This is a genomic window from Enterococcus thailandicus (assembly GCF_001886265.1).
Lineage (GTDB): Bacteria > Bacillota > Bacilli > Lactobacillales > Enterococcaceae > Enterococcus_B > Enterococcus_B thailandicus.
Genome location: NZ_JXLE01000005.1, coordinates 126,333 through 141,360, shown reverse-complemented (window position 1 = coordinate 141,360; position 15,028 = coordinate 126,333). Strand labels below are relative to the sequence as shown.

Here is a 15,028-nt window from a genome sequence, read left to right as displayed (position 1 = left end):
AGCTAAATGAACAATGTAAAAATCAATGAATTGCGTCAATGGATGGCAAATAATCAGGTTGAGCTTGCTTATATCAGCGACCCTGGACACATCGCATATTTCTCAGGTTACGAAAGTGATCCACATGAACGTGTGCTTGCGTTATTTATTCCATTAGAACAAGACCCATTTTTATTCACACCAGCTTTAGAAGTTGATGATGCCAAAAATAGTGGTTGGACTTTTGATGTTCGCGGTTACCTTGATAGTGAAAACCCTTGGGAAATCATTGGCAAAGAAATTCGTACGCGTTATGGTCAACCCGGCAATGTTGGAATTGAAAAAAATGCTTTGACTGTTGAACGTTTTGATTATATGTCGGATATTTTATCTGGAACAGATTTCTTTACTGACTTGACTCCGGTTATTCAACGTTTACAATTGATCAAAACAGTGGAAGAAAAAGATAAATTAATTGCAGCTGGAAAATGGGCAGATGTTGCTTTTGAAATTGGATTTAAAGCAGCAAAGGAAGGCATTACAGAACAAGCAATCATTGCCGAAATTGAGTACCAATTGAAAAAACAAGGTGTTTCACAAATGTCTTTTGATACATTAGTTTTAGCTGGAAAAAATGCGGCTAGTCCTCATGGTGCACCAGGGAATACACAAGTTAAACCAAATGAACTTGTTCTATTTGATTTAGGTGTTGTTTGGGACGGTTACTGTAGTGATGCAACTCGAACAATTGCTTACAAAAAACCAACTGAATTCCAAGAAAAAATCTACAATATTACATTAGAAGCTCAACTAGCAGCTCATGATGCTGTTCGTCCTGGAATTACGGCTGGCGAATTAGATCAGATTGCACGCGGTGTAATTGATAGCTATGGCTATGGTGAATACTTCAATCATCGTTTAGGACATGGGATTGGTACAACTGTTCATGAGTACCCATCTTTAGTCGAAGGAAATGATTTGGTTATTGAGGAAGGTATGTGTTTCTCTCTTGAACCAGGTATTTACATTCCTGAACAAGTGGGTGTGCGTATTGAAGATTGTGTTTATGTGACAAAAGATGGTTGTGTGCCATTTACAACAACACCAAAAGAATTGTTGATTTTGGAATAAGGTTGTGGCACCAAGCGATTAGCTTCAAGCAATAAGAATGCTTTTCTAAAAATAGTTCCCCATATTTTTAAGAAAAGAGAACTTATTGTCGAAGAAGCTGCTTGGGGAACACCGTGTATGAGGTTGTAAAAGAAGTGCCCAACTTCAATAAATAAGAATAAATTTTCGGAAATTGCTTTTCAAATTTTTGTGAAATTTAGGCTTATTTTGAAGGAGTTACTTCTTGAACACCGTGGATAAGGTTGTGACACCAAGCGATTAGCTCCGAAAAGATAGCGAGTAGGCACTCAAAATAGCATTTCATATTTTGAAGTGAGTGTGAGCTATGTCGAGTAGAAACACAAAATAGCTTTCCATATTTTGAAGTGAATGTAAGCTATGTCGAGGAGTTGCTTTGGGAACACCACGATATCTAGCAAAAAAGACGGGTCGGAATAATTTCCGATCCGTCTTTTTATCAGTGTAGCTTACTTTTCTTCTACAACTTTTTTAGCAGCATCTTTCACATCTTCTTTTGCCATGTCTGCTAAATCTTTTGTATCTTCAACGACAGGTTTTGCTTCTGCAACACCATCTTTCACTGTTTCCTTTGCTTGCACTGCAGAATCCTTCACATCTTCTGCAATATCTGCTGTTGTGTCTTTTGCAAGACTACCTAAATCTGCAGTTTGTGCTTTTAATTCATCTGCTGATTTTTTAAAACGATCAGATAAATCTGCTGATTGTTCTTTCAGATTCAATAAAATATCATCTGATTCATCGCTTGCTTGCTCCGCAGTTTGGTCAACTTTGTTTTTGATGTTGCCGGCTAACTCACCAGCTTGTTGTGAAAGATCAGCAGCCTTTTCTTTTGCAATATCCGTTAGCTCTGCAGATTTTTCTTTTGCAAGGTCAGTATAATCTGAAGCTGCGTCTAATAGATCATCTGCTTGTGCTGCTAAGTCATCGCGTAACTCTTTTCCTGATTTTGGTGCTAACAATAATGCTGCAACTGCCGCTGCTGTTCCACCAATCACTGCACCTAATAGAAATCCACCTTTTTTAGCCATATTTATTTTCCTCCTGTCTGTTCATTCTGTTTTTTATTTTTAAAAAATTTCATTGCTGTTCCACCGACTTTACCAGCAACTGTCGCTTGCGCAGTTGTTTTTCCTAAGCCGCCAACTTTTGTTACCAAATTTTTACTTGAAGAATTCAATTCTGAAACACTTTCACTTAAATCAGCTACAGCTGTAAACAATGGATCAATCGTTGCAACTTTTCCATTGACATCTTCAAGCAAATCATTACTCTTCACAAGTAGTCCCTCTACTTGTCTTGAAAGGATATCTACATCCTTTGTTACAACTGCAATCGTTGTATTCGCTTCTGCAACAGTCTTATCAACTTTTTCTAATGTTTTTGATACTTGCATCAAGATACGTACTAAAAACACGACTAACACTGCAAAAGCTATTGCTGCAATCAATCCTGCGATTTCTCCGCCTGTCATAATCAATCTCCTTCCCTTGCCTCTCCTCTTAAGAATAGCATTTACGTTTTTTTTAGACAAATAAAATACTACCGATTCTTACTTTTATCAAAAAAGAAAGCCTCAACTACCAGTAAACTATGAGTAGTTGAAGCTTTTTCTTACTTACGCAAAAGTAACTTATTTTTCTTTTGATTCAACTTTTTTTGTTTCTTTTGCTGGAGTTGCTAATGTTTTGCTCAACTCAATAATATATTCTTTTAATGGTGCACCGACTTCTGGATGTTTTAATCCATATTCAATACTTGTTTTCATAAACCCAAATTTGTCTCCTACATCAAAACGTTGACCAGTAAACTGACGAGCGAAGACACGTTGCGTTTTATTCAGCGTGTCAATTGCATCCGTTAATTGGATTTCATTTCCCGCACCAGGTTCTTGGTTTTCTAGCACTTCAAAAATTTCTGGAGTCAATAAGTAACGACCAATGATTGCTAAATCACTTGGTGCTTTGCTTGGATCTGGTTTTTCTACAAAATTTTTCACATTGTAAAGACCTTTTTCTAGCTCGCCACCAGGATTGATAATACCGTATTTTGATGTTTCTTCATGTGGGACTTCCATTACAGCAATGGTTGAAGCATGGGTTTCTTCGTAGTCATTGATTAGTTGTTGTGTTAATGGAATGTCGTCCTCCATGATGTCGTCACCAAGCATTACAACAAATGGTTCGTTCCCAATAAAAGCTTTTGCTTGCAAAACAGCATGTCCTAACCCTTTAGGATGAGATTGTCGGATAAAATGTAGATTGACATCTGTTGTTTCTTCAACCAATTTCAATAAATCATTTTTCCCTTTTTCACGAAGATTTGTTTCTAGTTCAATATTGGCATCAAAATGATCTTCGATTGGACGTTTAGCTTTTCCAGTAACAATCAAAATATCTTCAATTCCAGATTTCAATGCCTCTTCGACAATAAATTGAATCGTTGGTTTATCCACGATTGGTAACATTTCTTTTGCCATTGCTTTCGTAGCCGGTAAAAATCTTGTTCCTAATCCTGCTGCTGGAATAACTGCTTTTTTTACTTTCATGATTGACGACTCCTTTAAAAAATAGTTAATGAAAATTCATTTTCAACTTTTCCATCACGTAACATAATTTCTTTTGCTGCTTTTTTGATGTCTTTTCCCTCATAAAGGACTTCATAAATCGTTTGTGTTATTGGCATTTCCACACCCATACTATTGGCCAATTCCATAGCTGCTTGCGTCGTATTAACGCCTTCGACTACCATTCCCATGTTTTCTAATACTTCGGGTAATTTTTGACCTTGCCCTAATAAATTGCCGGCACGCCAGTTACGAGAATGAACACTAGTCCCTGTGACAATCAAATCACCAACACCACTTAACCCAATGAAAGTTAAAGGGTTAGCACCCATTGCAACACCTAAGCGACTGATTTCAGCTAATCCTCTTGTCATGATTGCAGCTTTTGCATTATCACCAAAGCCTAGCCCATGAATTGCTCCTGTGCCGATTGCAATAATGTTTTTTAACGCTGCCCCCATCTCAACTCCAATGACGTCAGGGTTGGTGTAAATTCGGAAATAGTCATTCATAAATAATCGTTGGACATATTTTGCAGCTTCTGTATTCGTACTTGCTGCTGTAACTGTCGTAATATCATGGTTGGCTACTTCTTCAGCATGACTTGGACCAGATAAGACAACGACTGCTTTTCTTTGTTCCACTGGAATTTCTTCTAATAAGATTTCTGAAATACGCTTATGTGTCTTTTGTTCCAATCCTTTGCTGGCATGAATGATGACAGGTTTCGTATTCGGCGTCATTTTCATCACAACTTCTTGCGCTACAGAACGAATCGCTTTCGTTGGCACCACGAATAAAATAGCGTCTACGTCAGCTAAGGCTTCTGCCATTTCGGTAAACGCCCGAATAGCTGTTGCTAATTTCAGTTCTGGTAAATATCGTTGATTCGTATGCTTTGTGTTGATTTCAGCTACTTGTTCTGCTCGGTGTCCCCAGATTCTTACATCATGACCATTTTCTGCAAGCACTTGGGCTAGTGCCGTCCCCCATGAACCAGGACCTAACACTGCGATTTTTTGTTGCATTTAACCACTCCTTTGCACGGAACATTGTTTGCTTGATCATTAAATAATTGATTGATTATCACCAAAACTTCGATCATAATCTGTTAAATTTTTATCTTTTTTACGACGTAAAATGAATACGACGATGGTTCCAATAAATAGTACTGCTGAGAGTAACTGAGAAATGCGAATGATATTTAGGAAGTATAAGCTATCTGTTCGAAGCCCTTCGATAAAGAAACGTCCGAAACTATACCAGATAAGATATAAAAGAAAAACTTCTCCTTTTTTAAGCAAATGTGGTCGTTTTCTCAACACCAATAATAAGATGACACCAAGCAAACTCCATACTGATTCGTAGAGAAAAGTCGGCTGGCGAAACGCGCCATCAATGTACATATTTTCAATAATAAACTGTGGTAAATGTAGACTTTCTAAAAAGCTACGAGTTGTTTCCGGCCCAAAAGCCTCATGATTCATAAAGTTTCCCCAACGACCAATGGCTTGTGCAAGCAACACGCTAGGCGCTGCAATGTCAAGAAAAGTCCACGGTGAGATAAAGTGATACTTGGTAAAGAAATACATCGTAAGTCCACCAGCAATCAATCCACCATAAATAGCTAACCCACCTGAGCGAATATTAAAAATCTGGATTGGGTCTGCAATATATTGAGGTAAATCAAAAAGAATATAATATAAACGAGCACCGATGATTGAAAGCGGTAATCCCCATAGCATAAAATCCGTCACGTCATCTGCTTTCATACCGACTCTGACTGCTTCTCTAGTGCTTAGCCACATGGCAATAATGATCCCTGAAACAATGATCAATGCATACCAATAAATAGGGATTCCGGCAAGCTCAAACGCTACTCGATTGATTTGTGCGAGCATTTTGTCACTCCTTATTTATTAATTTCCTGAATTTTCTTCGATTAAACGACTTAATCGTTCTTCAAATGTTTTTGTTGCGTCGAATCCCATTGTTTTCGCACGGAAGTTCATCGCAGCAACTTCAATGATGATAGCCACATTTCGTCCAGTCTTAACTGGAATTTTGATTTGTGGGATGCCGACTTCTGCAATTTCAACCGACGTATCCTCTGAGCCTAATCGATCATATTTCTTATCTTTCGCCCAAGCTTCTAAATAGACAGCCAGTTGGACTTGCATCGAACCACGTACCGCACTTGCACCAAATAAGTTCATGACATCGATGATGCCAATTCCACGAATCTCAATCAAATGCTCCAAGATTTTTGGCGGCTCACCAATCACGGTTAATTCATCTTGTTGATAAACATCCACTCGGTCATCTGCAATCAAACGGTGACCACGCTTGATCAATTCTAATGCTGTTTCACTCTTACCAATTCCGCTATCTCCTTGGATCAAGACACCTAGTCCATAGACATCAACTAAAACACCGTGGACACTTGTTCGTGGTGCCAATCGTCCGTCTAAATAGCTAGAAAGTTCTCCTAACAAACGTGATGTTGAAATTGGTGAGCGCAAGACAGCCATCCCATGTTCATTTGCAGCCTGAATCATTTCTTCTGGTGCAGATAAACCTCTGGAGATAATAAACGCGGGCATATCTTCGCTGCATAAACGTCGCATAATCATCAAACGTTCCTCTGGAATCATGCGCTCTGCAAAACTAATTTCTTTGCTTCCAAATAATTGAAGCCGATCATGTGAATAATAACTAAAATAACCAGTCAGTTCTAAGCCTGGACGTGAAATGTCACCTGTGACTATGACACGTTCTAAACTTTTTTCATCGCCGGTCACGATTTCTAAAGATAATTTTTCAACCAGTTGGCTAACTTTAACTACTTCTGCCATATTCATGCTACCTCATTTCTATTAGGGTGTTCGTTTTCATTTTATCATTGTCTACCCAAACTTACTACCAAATAAAAAAAACGGTTTATTTCTTTTTCAAATAAAAAAGATTGCAAGAAAAGTCTATTGAACTTTCCCTGCAATCTCTTTTTTCTCTTGCTGAATAAAGAAATGATGATTTTTTAGTTGGTGTCTTTTCGTAGTTACTGACGATTTAAATTATGCTCACTAACAACAACATTTACTAATGACATAACAATTGCTACTAGAAATGCTGCTCCAAATGATGCAAATCCAAAATTGGCTGCTCCAACAAAGAAGGAAGTCAATTTTAATATTGCTGCGTTCACTACAAAGCTAAACAATCCAAAAGTAACTAAGGTCAGCGGTAAAGATAAAATTGTTAAAATCGGTTTGACGAACATGTTTAACACCGATAAAACAAAACTTGCTAACACCGCTGTCCAAATGCTACTCACATGGATCATTTGGGGAAAAAGGACTGCTAGTGAAATGAATGTCAAAGTATTCACAACGATTCGTTGGAAATAAGACATTAGAAGTCACTCCAATCATCATCATCGATTTTTTCAGCTTCTTTGCGTTTATTCGTTTGTTCGCGATAATTATTTTTTTGGTAATATTCATTATTGTGACCATAGTTTGTACGAGAAGATTTACCAGACGGTATGATGACAGCTAGTAAAATGTACAAAATAATTGGACTGCCAAATGCAACAAGACTCAAAAAGACATACACCACACGAACAATTGTTGGATCAATACCAATAAACTCTGCAATTCCCGCAAGTGTACCGGTTAATACAATATTATCAGTTGATTTCGTTAATTTTTTTTTCATTCTATTTCACCTCTGTCCTATCTATTTTAATCGAAAATATTGGGAAACAAAAGTCTGTTCCACTTATTTTTTGGCGACTACACAGACTAGAATGAACAACCCAGAATAGCCCATTTTTTTGGGCTATCCTGTGTCCATCTCACATTTGTTTTTCTATTTAATAAGCGTTCCCTTACTCAGCATCTTTCAAAAAGATGTTTCCTGTTGTGGTTGATAATTGAACTTGGGCAATTCCTGTATCAGAAATACGGCGGAATTGTAACATTTGATTGGTTCTTTCTTTCTTTTCGCGGACAACATCATACTCACTCATGCGGCTATTGATACTGCCTAAGCTTGTTTTTGCATGTCCTTCGACACCTAATGTTTCCGGTAACGCTACTTTCACGTTTCCATTGACAGAGCTTGCTTCGACTTTTCTTAATGAGTTCTCTGTTAATGTCAAGCGAACATCCCCATTGACTAATGATACCGAAACATTTTCAGGCGTTGTTGCCATGGTGACTGTTCCGTTGACCGTTTCAATGATTGAGTCTAAAATTTGACCGCGATTCACGTCAATATTGCCATTGACTCCTTCAATTTCTAACATAGTTGCTGTCAAATCATTAATTAGGATATTTCCATTCGTTGATTTCGCATAAGTGTCTTTTGTTTCTAAACCTTTAATTGTGATATTTCCGTTAAGCAATTTGATTGCTACATGGTCGTATAAGCGTGTTGGTAAGTAGAAAACAAGGTCTGCTCGTACACGTTTATTCGGAATTTGGAAAGAAATGTGGTCTTCATTGACTTCGATTTGGCTTCTTTCTAAAAAGGCATCAAATGGTTCAGCTGTCATTTTTCCGTAGAGTTTGATTTTGGCTTCTACTTTGACATCTTCACTATCCCACGTTTTCAAAAGCACGTTTCCGTTTGCTGCTTTGATATCGATGATACTTGCTTCTGGTGCTTCATAGTAAAATTCATGTTCGAATTTCGTTGTTGCAATACCAGGAACACGTAAATTAACATCTTTCCATTCCATGTTGTCGTTCACAGAATCAGAAACCGTTTGAAACGTTTTCTTCAAGAACTTGCCTAATTGGCTACCCGCTTCAGACATTTTTTCGCCAACTTGGTTCAAGGTGTCTGTTGCTTGTTCTTTCCAATCATCTGGTAAGTCAAATTTTTCAGCAATTGAATCTTTCGTTTCTGACCATTGATTTTTACGAATATCTTTTAATTCTGCTTCGAGCTTCAATTGTTGCTCAACTAGCTTATTGCCTTCTGCTTCTAACGTTTGGATTTCACTTTCCAACGCTTGACGTTGTTCAAGTTCTTCTGCGGTTAGCTCATCTAGTTCTTCTTTTGTATTCAACTGCATCAATGCTTCCTGTTTGTCATTGCGTGCTTGTCGATTTTCTTGTAATTCAGCATTCACTTCATCTAAATGTGCAGATGCTTTGTTTGCTTCTGTTGCTAGCTCATCAAGAATTTTTTCTAAGTTTTCTTGATCTTGTTTTTCTTTTTCCTTTGGATCCACTTCAGAATCAGTGAAGGTTTCCTCTGCATCATTTTCTAAATCATCCATCAATTGACTTACTTGATCTTTTTCTTTATGACTAGCAGTTACTTTGTCTGCTTCTTTTTTAATTGACTTTTCGTCTTTTTCAGTTGCCATACTTTCTAACAAATCTAAGCCTTCTTCAGTCGAAAGGATTCCTTTTTTTACTAAGTCTAAAATACGTTCTCTTTCTTTCATGGAAATTGCCTCCTTGAGCAAATATTGTTTGCAACTTTTCCTTACATCCATATTATGCCTTCATTTGAAGAAAATGTCATAGGACTTAAGATGTAACTTTTTCTCCACCTTCCGTCATTCCCTACTATTCTAATCATACTAAAAAAAGAGATTGGAAGAAAACAAAGTGCGTTTTCCCCCAATCTCTTAAAGGTAAGTTCATTTTTTATTGTTTGACACTAACTTTTTGGAACACTCGCTATCTTGTCAGAGCTAAACACTTTGCGTCACAAATTTTATCCACGGTGTTCAAGAAGTAACTCCTGCTAAATAAGTCTAAATTTCACAAAAATTTGAAAAGCAATTTCTGAAAATTTATTCTTATTTATTGGAGCTGTGCACTTCTTTCACAACCTTTTTCACGGTGTTCCCAAAACAACTCCTCGAAATAATTCATAACTGTCAAAAAATATGAAAAGCTATTTTTGTTAGTTACTCATTATTTTTTCGGAGCTGACCGCTTTGCGCCACAACCTTTTTAAAAAATCTCATCATGGGTCGTATTCAATTCCGTAATCTTACCTGTTGCCAAGTAAACAATCCACTCACAAATATTTGTAACATAGTCACCAATACGCTCCAAGTAACTAGCAACATTCAAATAGTCTGTTCCGCTAATGACTGTTTCTGGATTTGCTTCCATGTTTTTGATTGTTGCATTGTAGATTCGATTGAAATACTCATTTACACGTTGATCCATGTTGGCAATTGTCCGAGCGTCTTTTTCGTCCGTTTTAACATAGGCAACCAACACATTATCAACCATTTTCTTCACATAGTCTGACATGTCCGAGATTTCTTTTTCGATTTCAGGAATTCTCGTTTGTCCTTTGACACGAATCGTTGATTTTGCAACAGATACCGCGTGATCCGCCATTCTTTCCAAATCAGAACTTGCTTTCATAACGGTAATAATCATGCGCAAGTCTGTCGTTACTGGTTGTTGCAAAGCAATCATTTCAAAGCTTTTCTTTTCTAAACGAATTTCCATATCATTGATATTTGTATCGTTTTCGATTACTTCTTGTGCCAGGGCTTTGTCATGCTTCACATAAGAGCGAACAGACTTATGCACCGCACTACTTACCATCATACCCATTTCATAAAATTGATTATGAAGATTTAATAATTCCTCTTCAAATTGCGTTCGTAGCATTTTATTTCCCCCTTATCCGAATCGTCCTGAGATGTAATCTTCTGTTTCTTGCTTTTCTGGATTCATAAAAATTTTCTTTGTATCATTGAATTCAATTAAATGACCATCTAAGAAGAAAGCTGTCTTATCTGAAATACGAGAAGCCTGTGACATGTTATGTGTGACCATAATCATCGTATAGTTCTCTTTCAATTCTAACAACATACTTTCAATTTTTCCAGTTGAAACAGGGTCAAGTGCACTTGTTGGTTCATCTAGTAAAATAATTTCTGGATTGACTGCTAAGACACGTGCGATACATACTCGTTGTTGCTGTCCACCTGATAAAGACAAAGCGCTCTTATGCAGTTTATCCTTCACATCATCCCAAACTGAAGCGGCTTTTAGACTTTCTTCAACTACTTGATCTAACACTTTTTTGTCTTTTTCGCCTTTTAGTTTCAATCCATAAATAACGTTCTCATAGATTGAAAAAGGAAAAGGATTAGGCTGTTGGAATACCATGCCGATTTCTTTGCGTAGTTCAACGGTATCAGTTTTAGGACCGTAAATATCTTTTCCTTTATACAGCACACTTCCGGTGATCGTTACACCAGGAATCAAGTCATTCATTCGATTCAATGAACGCAGGTAGGTTGACTTTCCACAACCTGAAGGACCAATCATCGCCGTAATCTCACCTTGGTTGATACTTAAGTCAATTCCTTTTAAAGCTTCTTTTTTTCCATAATATAAATGAAGATCTTTTGATGAAATAATTTCTTTTGTCATAATGAAGCCTCCGTTTTAACCAAAATGACCGGACACATAATCTTCGGTTGCTTGAATTTTCGGTCTAGTAAATATCTTCTTCGTTTGATCATATTCGATTACTTTTCCTAAGTAAAAGAATGCCGTGTAGTCACTGATACGCGCAGCCTGTTGCATGTTGTGTGTCACGATGATGATGGTAAAATCTTCTTTTAAGTTCACCAACGTTTCCTCAACTGTCCCAGTAGAAATAGGGTCCAATGCACTTGCTGGCTCATCCAGTAATAAAATATCTGGTTTCATTGCAATCGCACGAGCAATACATAAACGTTGTTGTTGCCCTCCTGACAAGGCTAAAGCACTTTTATCAAGGTTATCTTTGACCTGTTCCCACAGGGCAGCTTGTTTCAAACTAGTTTCAACGATTTCATCTAGCTTCTTCTTGTCTTTTTCCCCATGTTGCTTCAAAGCAAACGTGATATTTTCATAAATGGATTTACTAAATGGGTTCGGACGTTGGAACACCATACCGATTCGTTTACGCATTTCATAAACGTCGACTTGGGGTGCGTTGACATCAACATCCTTATACATGATCTTCCCAGTGATTTTTGTGTTTGCAATACCATCATTCATTCGATTCAACGAACGTAAATAAGTTGACTTCCCACAACCAGAAGGACCAATTAATGCAGTGATTTTATTTTTTTCAAATTCTAAGTCAACACCTTTGATTGCTTCGTTATCACCATACCAAACATGTAAATCTTCAGTGTGTAAAGCAATCTTCTTTTCAGGAGGCATCGTGATGATATTTGTATCATTCAAATTGTATTCTTTCATAGTTTCTTCTTCTCCTTAGGCTGAAGTCATTTTACGGTATAACCGTTTCCCAATCGCACGTGCCCCAAAGTTGAAGAGCAAGACTGCAATGATCAATACGGCAGATGCTCCGGCTGACACAGCAGCGCCATCTGGCATCGTTCCTTCAGTATTGATTTTCCAAATATGAACAGCCAATGTTTCCGCTTGGCGGAAGATACTAATCGGACTTGAAACACTTAGTGGATTCCAGTTACTAAAATCAAGAGCTGGCGCGCTTTGTCCTGCTGTGTAAATCAAAGCAGCCGCTTCCCCAAAAATCCTTCCAGAACTTAAGATTACACCCGTTAGAATTCCAGGTGTTGCTTCTGGAACTACGACTTTTAAAACTGTTTCCCAACGTGATAAGCCCAAAGCTAAACCAGCTTCTCGTTGTGTGTAATGAACAGCTTGTAATGATTCTTCCACTGTTCTTGTCAAAAGTGGCAAATTAAAGACAGTCAACGCTAACGCACCAGACAAAATGGAAAAACCATATTGAAACTGAATAACGAAGACCAAGAAACCAAACAAACCAACTACGACAGAAGGTAATGAACTCAAAATTTCAATAGAAGTACGAACCACATCTGTCATCCAGTTCTTGCTTGCATACTCGGATAGATAAATTCCCGCACCAAGTGATAAAGGGAAACTAATAATCATTGTAATCAATAATAAATAAATCGAGTTGAATAATTGAATACCTACACCGCCACCTTCTTGATAAGCTTTTGATGGCTCAGTCAAGAAAGACCAAGAGATATGAGGAATTCCACGCACTAAAATATATAGTAACAAAGCAGCCAAAATCAAGACAATGATTCCAGAAACGGTATATAAAATACCAGTTGCGATTTTATCGGAACGTTTTGCATTCATATTATTTTAAGGCTCCCTTCTTACCAATCATGCGGATAACAATATTAAAGAATAATGACATCAATAATAGGATCAATGCTAAGGACCACAACACATTATTTTCAATCGTGCCCATGATCGTATTACCGATTCCCATTGTTAAAATCGAAGTCAAAGTTGAAGCTGGTGTTGTTAAGCTAGTTGGCATCAACGCTGCATTCCCGATCACCATTTGGATCGCCAAAGCTTCCCCGAAGGCACGTGCCATTCCGAAAACAACTGCTGTCAAAATTCCAGGTACAGCTGCTCTAAGAACTACCTTATAGATCGTTTGCCATCTCGTTGCTCCCAAAGCTAATGATGCTTCTCGGTAATGTCGAGGAACAGACTTCAATGCATCTACAGTCATCGTTGTTACTGTTGGCAAAATCATAACAAACAAGACAAATGTTCCGGCTAAGATTCCAAACCCTGTACCGCCAAAGACGTTACGAACAAACGGCACGATCACAGATAAACCGATAAAACCATAAACGACTGATGGAATACCAACTAACAGCTCAATTACTGGCTGTAAAATTTTTGTTCCGTTTTTCGGCGAAATTTCCGTCATGAAAACTGCAGCACCAATAGCAAATGGTGTTGCGATGATGGCAGATAAAAATGTCACGATAAATGAACCTGTGATCATTGGCAATGCCCCAACCATCGGTTTTCCATCTGGACCAACTTGACTTGGATTCCAACTCGTCCCAAATAAAAAGTCGAACACATTCACTTTGTCGACAAAGAAAGTCGCTAACCCTTTACTTGCAACAAAATAAAAAATAGCTAATACCACTAAAACAATTAAAGCGATACAAAGAAAACTAATAAATTTTCCACGTTGCTCCATTTTTGAACGCTTCGATTTTGTTAATAATACTTTTTTTACATCCTCCACAGATGACTCCCCCTTGCTCAGGTTTAACATACTTGTTCAGTGTACAAAACAAACATCAATTTGGTTTTAATAACATGTAAAAGTTTCGCTAAGTTTGTAAATTTTTTGTAAAGGTTATTCAGAAATGATATTTCCTTCCCAATCACGTTCCACTTTCATCTGTGAAACTGGAATATAGCCTAATTCGCCAACGATATTATTTTGAATTTCGTCTGAAAGAATATACGCTAAAAATTCATCCGTTAACTCCGTTGGTTTTCCTTTTGTATACATATGTTCATATGCCCAAATGGTCCATTCATTTGTTGTCACATTTTCATCTGTTGGTTCCACGCCATCGATTTTAAGCGTTGCTACTTCGTCTGTTACATAAGAAAAGGCAACATAACTGATTGCCCCCGGTGTGTCGGCAACAATTTGGCGAACCATGCCGCTTGAATCTTGTTCCTGTGCCTGGATTGCAGACTCACCATCCAATACCCATTTTTCAAACGTACTACGGGTTCCACTTCCAGAAGCTCGGTTTAAAATAACCACTGCTTGATCTTTTCCACCAAGTTCTTTCCAGTTTTTGATTTCACCAGTAAATAGTTTTTTTAACTCTTCCATGGAAATAGCTGAAACGCCCACTTTTTTATTCACAATCGGTGTTATTCCAACGACAGCAACCTTGTGATCTACTAAAGCTTTTGCATCAATCCCAGACTTTTCTTCCGCAAATAAGTCAGAGTTACCGATGTCCACAGCACCAGATTGAACTTGAGATAATCCCGTTCCGCTGCCGCCACCTTGGACATTAACAAATTTTCCAGGATTTTCTGTTTGATAGCTCTCTGCGACCGTTTCAACTAGCGGTTGTAATGCAGAAGAACCTACCGCTGTAATTGATTCCCCGCGATCAATCCATTTCGCACATCCAGATAAAAGAACGGCTAATCCCAATACTGGTAATAATAATTTTAATTTTTTCATTAAAAATCTCCTTTAGTCATAAAGTAATTTTATTCTAACATTTTCCTTGTTTATTGAAAATGAATCAAAATCATTAAATAACGAATTGATGAGTTATTCTTGATAAAATAAAAATAAAACTATCTCATTATTTTTGACTATGCTATACTATTTCTGAAATGTGTCTCTTGAATAAAGACTTGAGTGAACTTATTTCTTGCTTTCCCCAAAAAACAAGAAATACCCCAAAGTTCATGAAAGTAGATTGAGACGTTTTCTTCATTTCTGAGTTTATTCAGAAGTGACCCCGAT

16 protein-coding genes are annotated in these 15,028 nt (G+C 37.5%); 1 reads left to right on the top strand and 15 read right to left on the bottom strand.

Features of this window, described 5'->3' with window-relative positions; genetic code table 11:
* The first annotated feature begins 6 nt into the window (after positions 1–6).
* Positions 7–1,110, top strand: a complete 1,104-nt coding sequence (locus tag RV17_RS05120) for an aminopeptidase P family protein (protein ID WP_071868693.1) — start codon at positions 7–9, stop codon at positions 1,108–1,110.
* Positions 1,111–1,577: 467 nt separating this feature from the next.
* Here the strand turns inward: RV17_RS05120 and RV17_RS05115 are convergent, their stop codons facing one another.
* The 15 genes from RV17_RS05115 to RV17_RS05045 form a co-directional block, all read right to left on the bottom strand.
* On the bottom strand, positions 1,578–2,159 hold the full coding sequence (locus tag RV17_RS05115) for a YtxH domain-containing protein (protein WP_071868692.1): 582 nt from the start codon (positions 2,157–2,159) through the stop codon (positions 1,578–1,580).
* A 2-nt stretch (positions 2,160–2,161) separates the two neighbouring features.
* A complete protein-coding gene (locus RV17_RS05110) occupies positions 2,162–2,602 on the bottom strand; it encodes a DUF948 domain-containing protein (protein ID WP_067483835.1) in 441 nt (146 codons plus the stop codon).
* Positions 2,603–2,761: 159 nt separating this feature from the next.
* Complete coding sequence (gene galU, locus RV17_RS05105) at positions 2,762–3,676, bottom strand: UTP--glucose-1-phosphate uridylyltransferase GalU (RefSeq protein ID WP_067483833.1); 915 nt, start codon at positions 3,674–3,676, stop codon at positions 2,762–2,764.
* 14 nt (positions 3,677–3,690) lie between these two features.
* Complete coding sequence (locus RV17_RS05100) at positions 3,691–4,722, bottom strand: NAD(P)H-dependent glycerol-3-phosphate dehydrogenase (RefSeq protein WP_067483831.1); 1,032 nt, start codon at positions 4,720–4,722, stop codon at positions 3,691–3,693.
* Between the two features lie 39 nt (positions 4,723–4,761).
* Complete coding sequence (lgt, locus tag RV17_RS05095) at positions 4,762–5,595, bottom strand: prolipoprotein diacylglyceryl transferase (protein ID WP_071868691.1); 834 nt, start codon at positions 5,593–5,595, stop codon at positions 4,762–4,764.
* Between the two features lie 18 nt (positions 5,596–5,613).
* Positions 5,614–6,549, bottom strand: coding sequence for an HPr(Ser) kinase/phosphatase (gene hprK / locus RV17_RS05090; RefSeq protein ID WP_067483827.1), 936 nt, complete (start codon positions 6,547–6,549; stop codon positions 5,614–5,616).
* A 203-nt stretch (positions 6,550–6,752) separates the two neighbouring features.
* Positions 6,753–7,106 carry a phage holin family protein gene (locus RV17_RS05085; RefSeq protein ID WP_067483825.1) on the bottom strand — a complete coding sequence of 118 codons (354 nt, stop codon included), beginning with the start codon at positions 7,104–7,106 and terminating at the stop codon, positions 6,753–6,755.
* Entirely contained in the window at positions 7,106–7,411 is a 306-nt protein-coding gene (locus tag RV17_RS05080) for a PspC domain-containing protein (RefSeq protein ID WP_067483823.1), read from the bottom strand. Before RV17_RS05080 ends, RV17_RS05085 begins: the two co-directional genes overlap by 1 nt.
* Before the next feature lie 172 nt (positions 7,412–7,583).
* The gene (liaX, locus tag RV17_RS05075; RefSeq protein WP_067483821.1) at positions 7,584–9,155 is read right to left on the bottom strand and encodes a daptomycin-sensing surface protein LiaX; all 1,572 of its coding nucleotides are present in this window, start codon (positions 9,153–9,155) and stop codon (positions 7,584–7,586) included.
* 517 nt (positions 9,156–9,672) lie between these two features.
* Positions 9,673–10,350 (bottom strand): phosphate signaling complex protein PhoU, encoded by a 678-nt coding sequence (gene phoU / locus RV17_RS05070; RefSeq protein WP_067483819.1) that lies wholly within the window; start codon positions 10,348–10,350, stop codon positions 9,673–9,675.
* A 12-nt stretch (positions 10,351–10,362) separates the two neighbouring features.
* Entirely contained in the window at positions 10,363–11,121 is a 759-nt protein-coding gene (pstB, locus tag RV17_RS05065; protein WP_067483817.1) for a phosphate ABC transporter ATP-binding protein PstB, read from the bottom strand.
* A gap of 15 nt (positions 11,122–11,136) precedes the next feature.
* Entirely contained in the window at positions 11,137–11,943 is an 807-nt protein-coding gene (gene pstB, locus RV17_RS05060) for a phosphate ABC transporter ATP-binding protein PstB (protein WP_067483816.1), read from the bottom strand.
* 15 nt (positions 11,944–11,958) lie between these two features.
* Positions 11,959–12,843, bottom strand: coding sequence for a phosphate ABC transporter permease PstA (gene pstA, locus RV17_RS05055; RefSeq protein ID WP_067483814.1), 885 nt, complete (start codon positions 12,841–12,843; stop codon positions 11,959–11,961).
* Position 12,844: 1 nt separating this feature from the next.
* Positions 12,845–13,765 (bottom strand): phosphate ABC transporter permease subunit PstC, encoded by a 921-nt coding sequence (gene pstC / locus RV17_RS05050; protein WP_067483811.1) that lies wholly within the window; start codon positions 13,763–13,765, stop codon positions 12,845–12,847.
* Between the two features lie 114 nt (positions 13,766–13,879).
* Positions 13,880–14,737, bottom strand: a complete 858-nt coding sequence (locus RV17_RS05045) for a phosphate ABC transporter substrate-binding protein PstS family protein (RefSeq protein WP_067483810.1) — start codon at positions 14,735–14,737, stop codon at positions 13,880–13,882.
* Positions 14,738–15,028 lie beyond the last annotated feature (291 nt).

Excerpts from the sequence above, each read along its gene's own strand:
- RV17_RS05120 (WP_071868693.1), top strand. The coding sequence starts at position 7 with ATGAACAATGTAAAAATCAATGAATTGCGTCAATGGATGGCAAATAAT.
- RV17_RS05115 (WP_071868692.1), bottom strand. The coding sequence starts at position 2,159 with ATGGCTAAAAAAGGTGGATTTCTATTAGGTGCAGTGATTGGTGGAACA.
- RV17_RS05110 (WP_067483835.1), bottom strand. The coding sequence starts at position 2,602 with ATGACAGGCGGAGAAATCGCAGGATTGATTGCAGCAATAGCTTTTGCA.
- galU (WP_067483833.1), bottom strand. The coding sequence starts at position 3,676 with ATGAAAGTAAAAAAAGCAGTTATTCCAGCAGCAGGATTAGGAACAAGA.
- RV17_RS05100 (WP_067483831.1), bottom strand. The coding sequence starts at position 4,722 with ATGCAACAAAAAATCGCAGTGTTAGGTCCTGGTTCATGGGGGACGGCA.
- lgt (WP_071868691.1), bottom strand. The coding sequence starts at position 5,595 with ATGCTCGCACAAATCAATCGAGTAGCGTTTGAGCTTGCCGGAATCCCT.
- hprK (WP_067483827.1), bottom strand. The coding sequence starts at position 6,549 with ATGGCAGAAGTAGTTAAAGTTAGCCAACTGGTTGAAAAATTATCTTTA.
- RV17_RS05085 (WP_067483825.1), bottom strand. The coding sequence starts at position 7,106 with ATGTCTTATTTCCAACGAATCGTTGTGAATACTTTGACATTCATTTCA.
- RV17_RS05080 (WP_067483823.1), bottom strand. The coding sequence starts at position 7,411 with ATGAAAAAAAAATTAACGAAATCAACTGATAATATTGTATTAACCGGT.
- liaX (WP_067483821.1), bottom strand. The coding sequence starts at position 9,155 with ATGAAAGAAAGAGAACGTATTTTAGACTTAGTAAAAAAAGGAATCCTT.
- phoU (WP_067483819.1), bottom strand. The coding sequence starts at position 10,350 with ATGCTACGAACGCAATTTGAAGAGGAATTATTAAATCTTCATAATCAA.
- pstB (WP_067483817.1), bottom strand. The coding sequence starts at position 11,121 with ATGACAAAAGAAATTATTTCATCAAAAGATCTTCATTTATATTATGGA.
- pstB (WP_067483816.1), bottom strand. The coding sequence starts at position 11,943 with ATGAAAGAATACAATTTGAATGATACAAATATCATCACGATGCCTCCT.
- pstA (WP_067483814.1), bottom strand. The coding sequence starts at position 12,843 with ATGAATGCAAAACGTTCCGATAAAATCGCAACTGGTATTTTATATACC.
- RV17_RS05045 (WP_067483810.1), bottom strand. The coding sequence starts at position 14,737 with ATGAAAAAATTAAAATTATTATTACCAGTATTGGGATTAGCCGTTCTT.